Raw genomic sequence first — 15,605 nt, 5'->3', positions numbered from 1 at the left:
TTCACATGCCCTTGGCCGGGTGTCCTCCATTGAGCGCCATGATACAGAAGTAGCAGATCATGGTGCAGAAGATGGTGATCAGAAGTGCCGATGCAGACCATTTCACCAGCTTCTTGTCTTTCTTAGCCGTTCCGTATACGATGCCCACGAGCGTGGTGAGGAAGAGGCCTCCGATGGCTCCTACGAAACCCTGCACGGCGAAACCTGTCAGAATCAGGATTCCCATCGTGATGAGAATGTTGCGTTTCATGGCTTTCGTTTTTTTAGGTTATATGCTGGCTTTCAATGCTTTGATGACGGATGAAGTGAATCCGGAATGTTCCAGTTCGTTGATTCCCTTGATGGTGATGCCTCCAGGAGTGGTCACCTTTTCTATTTCCAGTGCCGGGTGTGTGCTTTCGTTCTGCAGAAGCAGCTGGGCCGCGCCTTCCACGGTCTGAGCCACCATCTTCATGGCGTCTTGCGGCTTTATTCCCATTTCCACGCCCGCCTGCATGGCCGCCTGTATGTATTTCAGCACGTAGGCGATGCCGCATGAGGTGAGCGAGGTGGCTGCGGCAAACTGTTTTTCTTCGATGAGCATGGCCATGCCCATTTCGTTGAAGAGTTTCATCAGCAGGTCTTTCTGCTCTTCCGAGGCGTTTCGCGCTGCAACGAGCGTCATGCTTTCGCCCAGGGATATGGCAGTGTTGGGGATGACCCGGAATAGGGGCATCTCGGGATCCACGTAGTGCGCCAGATTCTCGAACGTAAGTCCGGCCGCTACGGACACCAGAATCTGAGGCTGGCGCAGACGGAGCGGTTTCAGCACCTCTTCCATCTTCCACGGCTTTACCGCCGCTATAACGATGTCGGCATCAGATGCCGCCTCTTTGTTGCTGTTGGTTGTGTTGATGCCGGGAAAATCCGCTTTCAGCATCTCCAGCTTGCCGTTGCTCGGATTCGATACGGCGATTTCGTCTGCTTTGATATAATGCCCTTTGGCCAGTCCGCGTGCAATGGCTCCACCCATGTTACCGGCTCCGATAATTGCTATTTTCATGTTCCGTTTGTTTGTATATTGCAAAGATAAGATTTTTATCGAGAAATAGCAGGTGTTCGGGTGATAATTTGTCGCCGGCTTTGGGAGCTGTTTGAAGCCGGTTGGGGGAAATGAGGCTGGGGCACGGTTGATGTCCCGTTATGTTTATCTCTTCACTTGAGTGAGGAGATCGCTTCACTGCAATGATACGATGTCTTCACTGGAGTGATACGGTCGTATCACTCCAGTGACAGGGCTGACGCATTAAAAAGAATATTGATTATTAAGTACTTATTATTCAGCATATACTGATTCTATAGGTAAAAAAACAGCCTTTTTATCAGGCTTTAGTATATCTCTAAATATCAGATACTCTGAATATCAATGACTTTAGTAATGCGTCAGCCCTGCTCCAGTGAAGAGGTTTGCGTGTCGGGGTGTTTTTTCCTTCTTCCCGTGTTCAGAAGCACAAGAGAAGCGTTGCCCGTTTGTCGAGTTCCAGTTTTTCTTCCAGCTTGATGGTTTGTCCGCTCAGGAAATCCGTAGCGCTGGTCTGGGGGAGTATCTCTTTATATGGCGTTAAGTCGAGTACCTGTCTTTCGTCTGTTCCGTTCATGATGACTACCACCGACTTGCCTTTGTATTCCCTCTGGTAGACATACGTTCCGTGGGCGATGGAGAAGTGCTTCATGCTTCCCTTTCCTATCGCTTCGTTGTTCTTTCTCCACTGCAGGAGCTTTCTGGTGAAGTCATAAGCCTCGTTCTGCAAGGAAGTGCGGCCCTCGGCCTTGAAGCAGTCGGTCTTGTCGCCCTGCCATCCTCCGGGGAAGTCTTTTCTCAGGCATCCGTCACCGTTTGCCTTGTCGCCGTCCATCAGGATTTCTGTTCCGTAATAGATTTGCGGGATGCCTCGGGTGGTGAGCAGGAATGTCATGGCCTGCTTGTAGCGTGTCAGGTTTTGGGCGAGCTCTTCCGTTCGTCCGAAGCGTGATGTGTCGTGGTTGTCCAGGAAAATCAGCAGGTTCATCGGATTGGCATATACGAGGTCCTGCGTGTGATAATCGTAGAGGCGGTACAGGCCGTTCGCCCAGTCGGTGGTTTCTTCGTCGAAAGCCTTGGCCATCAGGTCTGTCAGGGGGAAGTCCATTACCGTAGGCAGATTGGAGTTCTTGGGAGCGGCCAGCTTGCTGTCCTTTTGCCAGTAGGACACGAGCACATTGCTGTTGAGCCATGTTTCTCCCACGATGTTGAAGTTAGGATATTCTTCAAGCACTTCCTTGCACCATTCCGACATAAAGTCGTAGTCGGCATACGGGTGCGTGTCCTGGCGTATGCCGTTGATTCCGGCATACTCTATCCACCAGATGCTCGACTGGATGAGATAGCGCGCCACATGCCGGTTGCGCTGGTTGAAGTCGGGCATCACCTGAGTGAACCATCCGTCGGTGGCTATCTTCTTTTCGTAGCTGCTTGCATGGATGTCCATCACGCTGGCCGTTTTGAAGGAAGTCTGCACGTATTCCGACTTGAAGTTGAACCAGTCTTTCGAGGGCCTGTCCTTGAAGAGATAGTTCTCGCTTCCGCAATGGTTGAATATCATGTCCATCACAACCTTCAGGTCCTTCTGGTGCGCCTTGTCCACCAGCTGCCTGAAATCGGCATTCGTTCCGAAGCGCCGGTCAATCTGATAGTAGTCGGTTATTGCGTATCCGTGGTATGAGCCGCTTTCCATGTCGTTCTCCTGTATGGGGTTCAGCCAGATGGCGGTCGCTCCCAGGTCGCTGATATAGTCCAGATGGTCTTCTACGCCTTTCAGGTCACCTCCGTGGCGTGCAAACAGGTCTTCGCGGTTTATCTTGTTTTCCAGCATGCCCTCCACCACGTCGTTTTCCGGATTTCCGTTGGCAAAGCGGTCGGGCATAATCAGATAAAGCACATCGCTCGATGTGAATCCCTGGATGTCGCTCCCCTTGCGGGTGCGCTCTTTCAGTTCGTAGGGGATGACGGTTGATTTCTTGCCCTGCCTGAGGGTTATGTCGAAATGCTGGGGTCCGGCTTCCGACAAGTCGAGGTAGAGCAGAAGATAGTTGGGGTTGTCCTGCCGGACGATTTCTTTGATGCTGATGTCCTTGCCCGACAAGGTTACATCGGATGATGCGATACCGTTTCCGTAGAGCAGAATCTGGAGTTCGGGGTTTTTCATTCCGGCCCACCAGAATTGGGGAGCCACTTGCTTGACCGTCAGGGCATGAGCCGTAGCCTTGAAGCCTAAAAGACCGAATAGAGTCATGATGATAGCTAATGTTTGTTTCATGATATAGTGTGTGTTTGAGGTTTTTTACAAATTTAAGAGTTTGTTCGGCACACACTTTCTGATAAAATGAAAATATAAATCCTTTTAAAGGCTATTTGTCTTGTATTCAACATGTTGCCAGCGTTTTTCATAGGTGATATTATAAAGGGATATGAACCGCAAAGTAAATGGAAAGGCCACAAAACGCACGGAAAATGCATGAATCTCCGCGCCGTTCTGTGGCCTCTTCTGTGAGTGGGCCTCACGTAAAGTATGGCTGTTCTGCTTCCGTGAGGAAGCGGCTGATTTATTTCAGGATGCAGTGCAGTCTGTTCAAGAAGTCATCGGCTTCGTCCATGCTGAGGCAGAGAGGAGGAAGCAGGCGGATGACGCTTGTTCCGCTTACGCCCGTAAACACCTTCTGCTCGAACAGCAGTTTGCTGCGGAGTTCCTTCACGGGCTCTTCAAATTCCAGCCCGATCATAAGTCCTTTGCCGCGGACCTCCTTGATGCCCTTGAAGTTTTTAAGCTCTTCGAGCAAGTGCGCTCCCACTTTTGCCGCATTCTCCACGAGGTGTTCTTCTTTCATCACGTCGAGCACGGCTATTGCGGCCGCACATGCAAGATGGTTTCCTCCGAATGTCGTGCCCAGCTGTCCGTAGACGGGCTTGAATTTCGGGCTTATCAGCACGCCTCCCATGGGGAACCCGTTGCCGATGCCCTTTGCCATGGTAATCATGTCCGGGCATATGCCGTGGTACTGGTGGGCGAAGAATTTTCCGCTCCGCCCGTAGCCCGACTGGATTTCGTCGACGATGAACACCGTACCGTATTTGTCGCATTCGGTGCGGATGGCCTGCATGAATTCGGTTGTCGGCATCTGGATTCCTCCCACGCCCTGAATCCCTTCGATGATGACCGCACAGACATCACCTTTGGCGAGTTCCGCCTTCATGGCCTCCGTATCGTTCAGCGGGAGATAGACCACATGCCCGTTGTCGTTGACCGGGGCGATGATTTTCGGGTTGTTCGTCACCTCCACCGCCAGCGAGGTCCGTCCGTGGAATGCTTTGGCGAATGAAACCACACGTGTCCTTCCGTTATGGAACGATGCCAGCTTCAGCGCGTTTTCGTTGGCTTCCGCGCCCGAGTTGATGAGGAACAGCTGGTAATCGTCATATCCGCACATTGCTCCCAGACGGTCGGCAACCTCCTGCTGGAGCTTGTTGATTACCGAGTTTGAATAAAATCCCAGTGCGGCCACCTGCTTGCTGATGGCTTCCACGTAATGCGGATGCGTGTGTCCGATTGAAATAACCGCATGTCCTCCGTAAAGGTCCAGATATTCCTGTCCTTTGTCGTCCCATACGTGGCAGCCCTTTCCCCTGACAATGTTGATGTCGAAAAGGGGATATACGTCAAAAAGTTTCATCTCTTTTTATATTTAAAAGGCCGAAGGCTTGAGCATGAGCCCGGTCGTTTCTTCCAGGTTAAACATCAGATTCATGTTGTGGACAGCCTGTCCGCTTGCTCCTTTCAGCAGGTTGTCGATGCAGGACACTATCAGCAGCTTGTCGCCGTGCTTTTCCAGATGGATGAGGCACTTGTTGGTGTTCACCACCTGTTTCAGGTCGATGTTCTTTTCTACGATGTGCGTGAAAGAATCTTCGGCATAATACGCTTCGTACATCTTCACGATCTCTTCCAGCTCCACCTTGGTCCGGACCACGATGGTGGCGAAGATGCCCCGGGCAAAGTCGCCCCGGTAGGGGATGAAGTCGATTTCAGAGTCGAAGCTGTTCTGAAGCTGTTTGAGCGATTGCCTGATTTCGGGCACATGCTGGTGCACGAACGGCTTGTAGATGCTGATATTGTTGTTGCGCCAGCTGAAATGGCTGGTCGGTCCCGGCTTTACTCCCGCTCCCGTACTTCCCGTGATGGCGTTCACCATGATGTCACCGTTCAGCAGCAGGTGCTTTGCCAATGGGAGCAGGCCCAGCTGGATGCAGGTGGCAAAGCAACCCGGATTGGCCACGTGCCTGCTCTGGCAGATGGTCCGGCGGTTCAGCTCCGGAAGTCCGTACACGAAGTCGTGTTCGGGACTTGCGATACGGTAATCCATCGAAAGGTCGATGATTTTAAGATTTTCCGGCACGTTGTGGCAATCCATGAACTTCTTCGTGTCGCCATGCGCCGTGCAGAAAAACACTACATCCACTTCGTCCAGCGGAAGCTCGTCCGTGAACACCAGATCCGTTTCGCCGTACAGCCCTTCATGCACGTCCGTAATCTTGTTTCCCGCGTTGCTCGAGCTGTTTATGAATTTGATTTCTGCGTCAGGATGGTTCAGCAGCAGGCGGATAAGTTCGCCTGCCGTATATCCTGCGCCTCCTATAATGCCCGCTTTTATCATAGTCCGACCGTGTCTTAGATAAGTTCGTCCTTATGGTTGGCATAATAAGCGCGGAGCGGGGTGGAGAGCACCTTGATGAAGCCTTTCGCATCCTCGGCCGTCCAGCCTTTCTGCATTTCGCCGTATTCGCCGAACTTGTTCTTTACCAAATCATCTTCCGATTCCACCCCCACGGTAGAGAAGCAATACGGGCGGAGTTCAAGGATGGCCGTTCCGTTCACGTTGCGTTGCGATTCGGTCAGCATGGCTTCGATGTCACGCATCACCGGCTCCAGGTACTGGCTTTCGTGGAGGAACATTCCGTACCAGTTCGCCACCTGGTCCTTCCAGTACTGCTGCCATTTGCTCAGCGTGTACTTCTCGAGGAAGCGGTGTGCGCCGATAATCAGCATCGGAGCGGCGGCTTCAAAGCCCACACGTCCCTTGATGCCGATGATGGTGTCGCCCACGTGCATGTCACGTCCGATTCCATAGGGTGCTGCGATTTCTTCCACCTTCTGGATGGCCTTGATCTTGTCGTCGAACACTTCTCCGTTTACGGCATACAGCTCGCCTTTCTTGAATTCCAGCTTCACCTGTTCGCTTCCGTCCTTGGTGACCTGCTTCAGGTAGGCGCTTTCCGGAAGTCCTTGTGCCGAGTCGAGGATTTCGCCTCCGCAGATGGATGTTCCCCAGATGCCCACGTTGTATGAATATTTCAGCTTGGTGAAGTCCGCCTCAAAGCCGTGTTCCTTCAGGTAGTTGATTTCATAGTCGCGGCTGAGCGCCATGTCGCGGGTCAGTGTGATGATTTCCACTCCCGGCGCCATGACAAGGAAAGTCATGTCGAAGCGCACCTGGTCGTTTCCGGCTCCCGTCGAGCCGTGGGCGATGGCGTGTGCGCCGATTTCGTTGGCATAGCGTGCGATGGCCAGAGCCTGGAAGATGCGTTCAGAGCTGACCGATATGGGATAGGTTCCGTTGCGCAGCACATTTCCGAAGATCATGTATTTCAGGCTCTTCTCGTAGTATTCCTGAGTCACGTCGAGCGTTACATATTTCACGGCCCCCAGTTTGTAGGCGTTTTCTTCGTTCTTCTTGAGCTGTTCGGCGCTGAATCCGCCGGTGTTGGCACAGGCGGCATACACTTCATATCCTTTTTCTTTTGCCAGATACATGACGGTGAACGATGTATCCAGTCCGCCGCTGAAAGCAACGACCACTTTCTTCTTTTCTTCCATGATTGATATGTTTTTCGGGTTTAGTCTTAAAAATTGTTGTGCTTGTCGTCCGTGTGCAGGGCCGGGTCGTAGAGCATGGCCGTGCAGATGCAGAACTTGCGCTTTTTAGCCATGAGGATGTCATGGTTGATGCAGCCCTCGCATCCTTTCCAGAATGCGTCGTCGTCGGTCAGCTCGTTGAAGGTCACCGGCACATAGCCCAATTCGGTGTTCATTTTCATGACGGCCGCGCCCGAGGTGAGGCTGAAGATTTTGGCTTTCGGCCACCGGAGCCGCGCCAGCGTGAACGAAGCGTGCTTGATGCGCTTGGCCAGTCCGAGCCCGCGGTACTTCGGGTGTACGATCAGTCCCGATGTAGCCACATACTGCTTGTTTCCCCATGATTCGATGTAAGTGAATCCGGCAAAATCATCCCCGCAGAGGGCGATGATCGCTTTTCCTTCCTTCATCTTGGTAGCCACGTATTCGTGCGTGCGTTCGGCGATACCCGTGCCGCGCACCTTGGCTGCTTCTCTGATTGTTTCCAGAATCGTGTCAACGTATGCCTCGTGCGAGGCGTCGGCTACCATTACATCAATTTGTTTATTCGGTTCCATTCTTGTTCTTCTATGATTATTATATATGGTTTATATTCGGTATGATGGTTGACAGGGCGTCAAGCACGTCCGTGCGCGAGATGTTTTCGCGGATAACCAGCATGATGGTGTCATCGCCTGCGATGGTCCCGATTATTTCATAGAAATTGTGCATGTCTATGTCGTAGGCCAGGCTGCTTGCATACCCGGGGCGTGTCTTTATCACGGCGATGTTTCCGGAGAACTCGACAGACACGAAGCCGTTGTGGCGGAGCATCTCGCTTGCGCGCTGGGGGTCGGTCATGCGTTTGTACATCGTGTTGTTGGGCAAGACATACACGTAGTTCCCGTTCATGCTGGCGGCCTTGGCCACTTTCAGCTGTTTCAGGTCGCGCGAGAGGGTAGCCTGCGTGAGCTGGAAACCTTCCTTTGCAAGTTCGTTCAGAAGCTCTTCCTGGCTGCCCACTTCCTTGCTTGAGATGATCATTTTGATTGAATCAAGTCTGCTGTTCTTGTTCTTCATTGCATAATTATTCTTTAAACGCCGCAAATATACGGATTATATTGAAATAATATGCAGTTTCGCGCTTTTTTTTATGGATTTTTTTGCGGAGGCTTGTCCGGGCGGAGATGCGCGCGCCTCTGCATCCCGTGAAACGGGCGCAGGCTCCGTCCGGTTTCACGGGCGAAGCCTGCGCACTTGGGCGGTCAGTCTCTCAGCTTTCTTACGAAGAAGTCATACATCCGGTACACCTCGAACTTCTGCCCCAGGCTGTGGGTTCTTCCCGGGAGGTAGAGTTGCTCGAACATCTTTCCGGCCTTCATCAGCGCCTTGACCACCTGCAGGGAGGATGCCGGGTCTACGTTGTCGTCCAGCTCTCCGTTGATGATGAGCAGGTCGCCCTTCAGGAGATGGGCGTTGTCGACATTTGAAGAGCGGCTGTATGATTCGTCCACCGGATATCCCATCCATTGCTCGTTCCACCAGATCTTGTCCATCCGGTTGTCGTGGCATCCGCAGAAGGACACGGCGGCCTTGTAGAAATCGTTGAAGAACAGGAGGGCTCCCAGCGCGCTCTGCCCTCCGGCCGACCATCCGTACACTCCCACGCGCGAGGTGTCCATGTAGGGGTATTTTCTTGCGGCGGCCTTGATCCAGCGGATGCGGTCGGGATATCCGCTGTCCCTCAGGTTCTTCCAGCACACGTCGTGGAACGCCTTCGAGCGGTTGTTGGTTCCCATCCCGTCAATCTTCACAACGATGAATCCCAGCTCCACGAGCGGGGTGATGTAATATTCGAAGGCCGAGAAGTTCTTGTTGACGAACGAGTCGTGCGGGCCTGCATAGATGTCCTCCACAACCGGGTATTTCTTGTTCGGGTCGAAGTTGGCGGGGCGGAAGATGGTTCCCCAGATGTCGGTCTTTCCGTCCCTTCCCTTTGCGTGGAACACTTCGGGCATCACCCATCCCCCGGCCAGGAGTTCGGAAACGTCGCATCTTTCGAGTTCGGCGACTACCTTTCCGGTCTGCCCGTCGCGCAGGACGCTGACGGGAGGCATGTCGGGACGGGAATACACGTCGACAAACCGGCTTCTGTCGGCCGAGAACGAAACCGTGTGGTTGGCGTTTTCGGGCGTCAGGTCGGCCAGCCCCGTCCCGTCAAAGCCCACCCTGCAGAGATGCATGTTGTAGGGGTCTTCTTTCCTGTTCATGCCCGATGCCATGAAGAACACCTGGCGTGCGTCCTCGTCTACGTGCACCACCCTGCGCACCACCCATTCGCCCGGGGTCATGCACGCCTTCACGCTTCCGTCCGTTCCGTCGATGAGATACAGGTGCTTCCACCCGTCGCGCTCCGAGAGCCAGATGATTTCCTTCCCGTCGGCTATGTCATGGCGGAAGTTGCGGGTATAGTCGATGAAGGTTTCCGACTTTTCGTCTACCAGTCTGCGTATCTCCCCGTTGTCGGCGCGCACCTCGCCCACGATGTAGCGCTGGTGCCCGCGCTGGTTGAACTCGAAGGTGTAGCTCCTGCTGTCGGCTCTCCAGCCGGTGAAGAAGAGGGCGAACTGGTGTTCGTAGGGCCTTGTGTCCAGCGGAATCTGCTTCATGTTCTCCACGTCGAAGAGGGCGGGGAGGCTCACGGGAAGCACGTCGCCCGGCTTTGCATAGTTGATCCACCGGAGCTTGGGCTGGAGCTGCGATTCGGGCGCCGACTCGAGCAGCGGTATCTGCCTTTCCTTCACCTCGCGCACCTTCATTGCGGCCAGCTTCTTCGAGTCGGGCGACCAGCGGAGCTGGCCGTAGGCAAATCCCGGCGCTCCGTCGTTGCTCAGGATCACCGGAGCCGCATCCTTGTCGGTGAGCGAAGCCAGGTATACGTTGCTGTTCCGGATGAACGCTTTCCATTTCCCGTCGGGCGAAACGCCTTCTTCCGCGGGCGCGCCCTGCTGCCGGGCTTGGGGCGCCTGCCCCTTGAGGAGCGCGGCCAGTTCGGGGCGGTCTTCCAGGTATGCGGCCAGCCCTTCGCGCGTGTCTGCCTGCCGCTTCTTTCCGCTTGCGGCGTCTACGAGATAGAATGCGGTTCCCTTGCGTTCGCGGTTTTCGTACCAGAAATAAGACGACTCGCCCAGCCAGCTGGCCCGCACTCCGGGCGAATAGACCTTCTGGAGGCGGTTGCCGAGCGTGTCCAGTCCCTCGAAAGGATAAACGTTTCCTGAGATGCCTGATGCCGGCATCGCCCATAGCATCACGAGCCAGCAGATAATGATTGGTTGCTTTGAGATTTTCATGTCTTTCAAAATGTGATTTTAATTGAATGGAGATTCCCCGGCCGCAAAAATAAGCATTTGTTTTTGATGAGTGAGGGAAGCTTGTGCAAAAAAACAGTATATTTGTGGAAAGTTAAAAGCAGTAACGACCATTCATGAAAAAAGTTTGTATGATATGAAAAGAAATGCGTGTTTATTCCTTTCGTTGTGTGCGGGACAGTTCGCTTTTGCGCAGGAACGCCCGAACATCGTTTTGTTTCTGGTGGACGACATGGGGCTGATGGACACATCGCTCCCCTTTCTGACCGACGGGGACGGGAACGCCAGACGCTATCCCCTGAACGACTGGTACCGGACTCCCAATATGGAGCGGATGGCAAGGCAGGGCATCCGTTTCTCCACCTTCTATGCGCAGAGCGTAAGCTCGCCCTCGCGCGCGTCCATCATGACGGGGCAGAACGCGGCCCGGCACCGCACCACCAACTGGATAAACTCGGAAGACAACAACCGCACCCCCTTCGGGCCTCCCGAGTGGAACTGGCAGGGAATATCAAGCCAGGTGCCCACCCTGCCCAAGATGCTCCGGAAGGCCGGATACCGGACGATACAGGTGGGGAAGGCACACTTCGGGCCCATCGGGAGCGAGGGAGAGAACCCCGGGAATCTCGGCTTTGACGTGAGCATCGCAGGGTCCTCCATCGGCCAGCCCGGAAGCTATTACGGCGAGGCGGGATACGGAAACATCAGCGGAAACAAGGCGCGTGCCGTGCCCGGACTGGAGAAGTATCACGGAACCGCTACCTTCCTGAGCGACGCCCTGACCTTCGAGGCGAACGAGCAGATCGACAAGGCGGTCGGAGCGGGAAAGCCCTTCTTCCTCTATATGGGCCACTATGCCGTCCATGCGCCCTTTGAAGTCGACAAGCGGTTTATCGGAAACTATACGGACCCCGGCAAATCGCCCGCGGCAAGAGCTTTTGCCGCCCTGATCGAGGGAATGGACAAGTCGCTGGGCGACATGATGGACCACCTGGAAGAAATAGGAGAGGCGGAGAATACGCTGGTCATCTTCCTCGGCGACAACGGTTCGGACGCTCCCCTGGGCGACGAGAAGGGATACACCTCGTCGGCTCCCCTGCGAGGGAAGAAGGGAAGCGAATACGAAGGAGGCGTGCGCGTCCCCTTCATCGCCTGCTGGGCGAAGCCCGACGGGAGAAACCGCTTCCAGAAAGAGCTTCCGATACCTGCCGGAAGCATACAGACGCAGATGGGAACCGTGATGGACATTTATCCCACCCTGCTTGCCCTTGCGGGAGTGAAAGCCCCCGAAGGCTATGTGCTCGACGGGACAGACCTGTCTGTGCAGCTGGAGGGAAAGAAGAACGGGAGCCGTCAGGAGAAGTTCCTGATGCACTTCCCCCACGAGCACCGGGGAAGCTATTTCACCACCTACCGCGACGGGGACTGGAAGCTGATCTACTACTACAATCCCCTGATGCCCGACCGCCCCGTGTGCGAGCTGTATAACCTGAAGAAAGACCCGTTTGAGGTGCATAACCTTGCTACCGCCGATGTGGAGCGTCTGGCGGAGATGGTGGATGCCATGGCCGCCGAACTGGAGGCGGAACAGGCCCTCTATCCCGTGGACAAGGAGGGGAACCCGCTCAAGCCGATAAGACTTCACCTGAAATAACCCGCAGACGATGACGACAGATACAACTTGCCTGGCTCCCGAAAAAGACCCGATGGGAGCCGCCATCCGCGACTATTACAGCACGGGGAAAGCCGGGAGGCTCAGGGTGTTCTCGTCGCAGTTCGACGAAGACGAAATTCCCGTGGCCGGGCTTTTCCGCACCTATCCGGAAATGCCTGCGCTCGAACAGAAGGCTCTCCAGCTTGCCGGCGGCCTTATCCTTGATGTGGGAGCCGGAAGCGGATGCCATACGCTCGCCCTGAAGGAGATGGGAAAAGACGCCCTGCCGGCAGACATCTCCCCCCTGGCGGTGGAGGTGATGCGCGCGCGCGGACTGGACGCGCGGCTCGTGAACCTGTTCGACCCCCGCCTTGCCGGACAGTTCGACACGGTGCTGATGCTGATGAACGGTTCGGGCATCATCGGGAGGCTTGAAAACATCGGGGCGTTCTTCAGGCGCATGAAGCAGCTCCTGGCTCCCGGAGGATGCGTGCTGATGGACTCGAGCGACCTCCGCTATCTTTTTGAGGACGGGGACGGGAGCTTTGCGGTCGACCTCGCCGCGGACTATTACGGGCAGGTGGACTTCCGGATGCAGTACAAGAACGTGAAGGGAGATCCTTTCGACTGGCTTTACATCGATTTCGGCACGCTTTCGCTCTACGCCTCGCAATACGGCTTCAGAGCCGAAAAGGTTCAGAGCGGAGAGCACTACGACTATCTTGCCCGCCTGACGCTCCGCTGAAGGGCGGCAGGCCTCAGCCCCCGATGAGGCCGAAGCGGCGCAGGGCATTGGCGATGCCGTCCTCGTCAACGGACGAGGTTACATAGTCGGCCGCGGCCTGCACCTTCTCGGAGGCATTGCCCATGGCCACGCCTATGTTCACGTGCGAGAGCATGGGTATGTCGTTTCCCCCGTCGCCGAAGGCCATCGTGTCTTCCAGGCTGATTCCGTAGTATTCCAGCACCTTGTCTATGCCGTGGCTCTTGCTGTTTCCGGCGGCAATGATGTCGGCAAAGAGCGGATACCAGCGCATGGGCGTGCAGTGCTTCAGCGTGCGCGAGAACATTTCCCCGTCGTCTTTTTCGGGGAAGTATCCCATGATCTGCATGATTTCCTTGCCCCTGGCGTATTCGGCCGGGCGCACGGGCGGGATGTCGATTTCGATGAGCGCTGCCACCTCCCTTACCGTTTCGTCCACACGGGTGATGAACCATGTGTCGTCGTGTACAAACACGAAGGGAGTTTCGGGATGGCTGTGCGAGTAGGCTATCAGACGCTCCACGTCGTCTTCCGGAATCCGGCTCCTGTAGATGTCGCGGTTGCCGGCGGTGAAGCAGTGCACCCCGTTGAGCGTGATGTAGCCGTCGAACTCCAGGTCGCCCGCCGCTTCCATCATCAGCTGCTTCGGGCGTCCGGTGGCGATGAACGTTTTCACTCCCCGGGCGCGCAGTTCTTTCAGGGCGTCGCGGGCGGACTGGGGGACGGCGTGCGTGCGGAATGAAACCAGCGTGCCGTCTATGTCGAAGAAGATTGCCTTGACCATATCGGATTGTCGTTTTTCTTGTTTTTGCGTGCAAATTTACTGAAAATATCCGTTCGGAGCTTCCGAAAGGGCAGGAGAAGTGAGGAGGGAGGCCGGGGCAGTATTAGGATATGACTGTCAAAAGTGAATATCATTGGTAGCATAGCGAAGAAACAGCGTTACCAATGACGGATTATCCTTATCTCTCCTGTTATTCTGACGACCGTAAGGGAGAAGAAACACCGTCTGGCATTAAGCCAATCTCACATCTGCGTGGATGCAGGCGTTCAGGATGACAAATGAAAACAGAGCTTCATCTTGACACCGCCTCCTTCAGAAAATCCTCTTCTTCATATAAGCTTCTCCGAGGGTGAGGAGTTGAGTGTGTTTTTTGCGTATCTCCCCCATAAACCGTATATTTGCAGGCATATAACCGAAAAACTGACAAACGATGGAGTATCAATTCAACCGCATAGCCGTGAAGATAGGAAGCAACGTGCTGACGCGCAAGGACGGCACGCTGGACGTGACGCGCATGTCGGCCCTGGTCGACCAGGTGGCCGAGCTTCACAAAAACGGAGTGGAAGTCGTGCTGGTGTCTTCGGGAGCCGTGGCCTCGGGACGGAGCGAACTGAAGCCGGCGCGCAAGCTGGACAGCGTGGAGCAGCGCCAGCTCTTCTCGGCCGTGGGGCAGGCCAAGCTGATAAACCGCTACTACGAGCTGTTCCGCGAGCACGGCATCGCCGTGGGGCAGGTGCTGACCGCGAAGGAGAGCTTCGCCACGCGCCGCCACTACCTGAACCAGCGCAGCTGTATGCGCGTGATGCTGGAGAACGGGGTCATCCCGATCGTCAACGAAAACGACACCGTGTCCGTGACCGAGCTGATGTTTACCGACAACGACGAGCTTTCGGGACTGGTGGCCTCGATGCTCGGCGTGCAGGCGCTCATCATCCTGAGTAACATCGACGGCATCTACAACGGCTCCCCCTCCGACCCCGGCACGGAGGTGATACGCACGGTGGAGCACGGAAAAGACCTGTCCGACTACATCCGCACCGAGAAGTCGGGCTTCGGACGGGGAGGGATGCTCACCAAGACGACCATCGCGCGGAAAGTGGCGGACGAGGGAATCACCGTAATCATCGCCAACGGAAAGCGGGACAACATCCTGACCGACCTGATGCTGCGGCCCGAAACCACGGTGTGCACGCGCTTCGTGCCTTCAGACGGGGGAGTGTCGAGCGTGAAGAAGTGGATTGCACACAGCGAGGGGTTCGCCAAGGGCGAGCTGAGGCTGAACCGGAAGGCGGCAGACGCCGTGAGGGGCGACAGGGCCGTGAGCATCCTCCCCGTGGGCGTGGCCGAGGTGAAGGGCGAGTTCGAGAAAGACGACATCGTGCGGATAACCGGCGAAGACGGCGGGCTGATCGGCGTGGGGCGCGTGGGCGTGGACTCGGACGAGGCGCGCCGGATGCTGGGAAAGCACGGCCAGAAGCCGCTGGTGCACTACGATTATCTGTATCTGGAGTAGGGGGCGGGGAGGCTCATGGAAAAGCCACAGAACTGCAGAATCCGGCCGGAGCGTCGCCTCCGCATCGAGCGGTCGCTTGCCTACCGCTCAATCAGGATTATAGCCCGGTGGATGGACAGGTATTTCCTCGACCCGATAATCGGTCTTCTGCCTGGAGCGGGCGATTTCCTCTCGTCCGTGCTTGCCGTTCCGTTCCTTTATGTAAGCATATTCCAGGTGCGCTCCCTCCCGTTGACGCTTGCGGTGATATTCAACACCCTGCGCGATGTGGCGTTGGGGCTGGTTCCGTTCTGGATAGGCAACGTCATCGATGTGTTCAACCGCGGCTACCTGCAGAACTTCAGACTGATTGTCGGTTTCGTGGAGGGTGACAGGGAAATCATCGGGAGGGTGAACCGGAACGCGTTCCGGATGGCACTTCTCATCGCGGCCTGCTGCGCGGTTATCTGCTGGCTGGTGAGGCTGGGCATAAGCGTGGCTTCCGGAGCAGGGGATTTTCTTGGCGGGCTGTTTTCCTGAACCCTTGTTTTCCCGACACTTGCTTTGGATTGTCCGGTA

At 55.5% G+C, this 15,605-nt stretch carries 14 protein-coding genes; 4 read left to right on the top strand and 10 right to left on the bottom strand.

What is annotated here, in order from left to right; genetic code table 11:
- Position 1: 1 nt before the first annotated feature.
- The 9 genes from NW212_RS02910 to NW212_RS02870 form a co-directional block, all read right to left on the bottom strand.
- The gene (locus NW212_RS02910; protein ID WP_258337146.1) at positions 2–250 is read right to left on the bottom strand and encodes a hypothetical protein; all 249 of its coding nucleotides are present in this window, start codon (positions 248–250) and stop codon (positions 2–4) included.
- An 18-nt stretch (positions 251–268) separates the two neighbouring features.
- Complete coding sequence (proC, locus tag NW212_RS02905; RefSeq protein WP_258337145.1) at positions 269–1,042, bottom strand: pyrroline-5-carboxylate reductase; 774 nt, start codon at positions 1,040–1,042, stop codon at positions 269–271.
- Between the two features lie 439 nt (positions 1,043–1,481).
- Entirely contained in the window at positions 1,482–3,335 is a 1,854-nt protein-coding gene (locus NW212_RS02900; RefSeq protein ID WP_258337144.1) for a glycoside hydrolase family 13 protein, read from the bottom strand.
- 286 nt (positions 3,336–3,621) lie between these two features.
- On the bottom strand, positions 3,622–4,746 hold the full coding sequence (locus tag NW212_RS02895; RefSeq protein WP_258337143.1) for an aspartate aminotransferase family protein: 1,125 nt from the start codon (positions 4,744–4,746) through the stop codon (positions 3,622–3,624).
- A 12-nt stretch (positions 4,747–4,758) separates the two neighbouring features.
- Positions 4,759–5,727, bottom strand: coding sequence for an N-acetyl-gamma-glutamyl-phosphate reductase (gene argC / locus NW212_RS02890; RefSeq protein WP_258337142.1), 969 nt, complete (start codon positions 5,725–5,727; stop codon positions 4,759–4,761).
- A gap of 14 nt (positions 5,728–5,741) precedes the next feature.
- Complete coding sequence (locus tag NW212_RS02885) at positions 5,742–6,947, bottom strand: argininosuccinate synthase (protein ID WP_258337141.1); 1,206 nt, start codon at positions 6,945–6,947, stop codon at positions 5,742–5,744.
- Positions 6,948–6,973: 26 nt separating this feature from the next.
- Positions 6,974–7,543: a GNAT family N-acetyltransferase gene (locus NW212_RS02880; RefSeq protein WP_258337140.1), complete on the bottom strand. Its 570-nt coding sequence runs from the start codon at positions 7,541–7,543 to the stop codon at positions 6,974–6,976.
- Positions 7,544–7,562: 19 nt separating this feature from the next.
- Positions 7,563–8,045, bottom strand: a complete 483-nt coding sequence (gene argR / locus NW212_RS02875) for an arginine repressor (protein ID WP_258337139.1) — start codon at positions 8,043–8,045, stop codon at positions 7,563–7,565.
- Between the two features lie 185 nt (positions 8,046–8,230).
- On the bottom strand, positions 8,231–10,315 hold the full coding sequence (locus NW212_RS02870; protein ID WP_258337138.1) for a S9 family peptidase: 2,085 nt from the start codon (positions 10,313–10,315) through the stop codon (positions 8,231–8,233).
- A 154-nt stretch (positions 10,316–10,469) separates the two neighbouring features.
- On the opposite strand from NW212_RS02870, the gene NW212_RS02865 reads away from it, so the two are divergent.
- Positions 10,470–11,987 (top strand): sulfatase, encoded by a 1,518-nt coding sequence (locus tag NW212_RS02865; RefSeq protein WP_258337137.1) that lies wholly within the window; start codon positions 10,470–10,472, stop codon positions 11,985–11,987.
- Positions 11,988–11,997: 10 nt separating this feature from the next.
- Positions 11,998–12,732 carry a bifunctional 2-polyprenyl-6-hydroxyphenol methylase/3-demethylubiquinol 3-O-methyltransferase UbiG gene (locus tag NW212_RS02860; RefSeq protein WP_258337136.1) on the top strand — a complete coding sequence of 245 codons (735 nt, stop codon included), beginning with the start codon at positions 11,998–12,000 and terminating at the stop codon, positions 12,730–12,732.
- Positions 12,733–12,745: 13 nt separating this feature from the next.
- Here the strand turns inward: NW212_RS02860 and NW212_RS02855 are convergent, their stop codons facing one another.
- Positions 12,746–13,534, bottom strand: coding sequence for a Cof-type HAD-IIB family hydrolase (locus tag NW212_RS02855; protein ID WP_258337135.1), 789 nt, complete (start codon positions 13,532–13,534; stop codon positions 12,746–12,748).
- Positions 13,535–13,964: 430 nt separating this feature from the next.
- Here NW212_RS02855 and proB point away from each other — a divergent pair, with 430 nt between their 5' ends.
- Both proB and NW212_RS02845 read left to right on the top strand, forming a co-directional pair.
- Positions 13,965–15,047: a glutamate 5-kinase gene (gene proB, locus NW212_RS02850; RefSeq protein WP_258337134.1), complete on the top strand. Its 1,083-nt coding sequence runs from the start codon at positions 13,965–13,967 to the stop codon at positions 15,045–15,047.
- Between the two features lie 15 nt (positions 15,048–15,062).
- A complete protein-coding gene (locus NW212_RS02845; protein ID WP_258337133.1) occupies positions 15,063–15,566 on the top strand; it encodes a DUF4112 domain-containing protein in 504 nt (167 codons plus the stop codon).
- Positions 15,567–15,605: the final 39 nt, after the last annotated feature.

Origin of the sequence: Bacteroides sp. ET225 (assembly GCF_024733745.1) — a bacterium.
GTDB classification, from domain to species: Bacteria; Bacteroidota; Bacteroidia; order Bacteroidales; family Bacteroidaceae; genus Phocaeicola; species Phocaeicola excrementipullorum.
Note: the sequence above shows the minus strand (reverse complement) of the source record. Positions and strands in the feature narration are given on the sequence as shown.

What these genes read in the sequence shown, in the direction of transcription:
- NW212_RS02910 (WP_258337146.1), bottom strand. Translation starts at nt 250, where the DNA reads ATGAAACGCAACATTCTCATCACGATGGGAATCCTGATTCTGACAGGT.
- proC (WP_258337145.1), bottom strand. Translation starts at nt 1,042, where the DNA reads ATGAAAATAGCAATTATCGGAGCCGGTAACATGGGTGGAGCCATTGCA.
- NW212_RS02900 (WP_258337144.1), bottom strand. Translation starts at nt 3,335, where the DNA reads ATGAAACAAACATTAGCTATCATCATGACTCTATTCGGTCTTTTAGGC.
- NW212_RS02895 (WP_258337143.1), bottom strand. Translation starts at nt 4,746, where the DNA reads ATGAAACTTTTTGACGTATATCCCCTTTTCGACATCAACATTGTCAGG.
- argC (WP_258337142.1), bottom strand. Translation starts at nt 5,727, where the DNA reads ATGATAAAAGCGGGCATTATAGGAGGCGCAGGATATACGGCAGGCGAA.
- NW212_RS02885 (WP_258337141.1), bottom strand. Translation starts at nt 6,947, where the DNA reads ATGGAAGAAAAGAAGAAAGTGGTCGTTGCTTTCAGCGGCGGACTGGAT.
- NW212_RS02880 (WP_258337140.1), bottom strand. Translation starts at nt 7,543, where the DNA reads ATGGAACCGAATAAACAAATTGATGTAATGGTAGCCGACGCCTCGCAC.
- argR (WP_258337139.1), bottom strand. Translation starts at nt 8,045, where the DNA reads ATGAAGAACAAGAACAGCAGACTTGATTCAATCAAAATGATCATCTCA.
- NW212_RS02870 (WP_258337138.1), bottom strand. Translation starts at nt 10,315, where the DNA reads ATGAAAATCTCAAAGCAACCAATCATTATCTGCTGGCTCGTGATGCTA.
- NW212_RS02865 (WP_258337137.1), top strand. Translation starts at nt 10,470, where the DNA reads ATGAAAAGAAATGCGTGTTTATTCCTTTCGTTGTGTGCGGGACAGTTC.
- NW212_RS02860 (WP_258337136.1), top strand. Translation starts at nt 11,998, where the DNA reads ATGACGACAGATACAACTTGCCTGGCTCCCGAAAAAGACCCGATGGGA.
- NW212_RS02855 (WP_258337135.1), bottom strand. Translation starts at nt 13,534, where the DNA reads ATGGTCAAGGCAATCTTCTTCGACATAGACGGCACGCTGGTTTCATTC.
- proB (WP_258337134.1), top strand. Translation starts at nt 13,965, where the DNA reads ATGGAGTATCAATTCAACCGCATAGCCGTGAAGATAGGAAGCAACGTG.
- NW212_RS02845 (WP_258337133.1), top strand. Translation starts at nt 15,063, where the DNA reads ATGGAAAAGCCACAGAACTGCAGAATCCGGCCGGAGCGTCGCCTCCGC.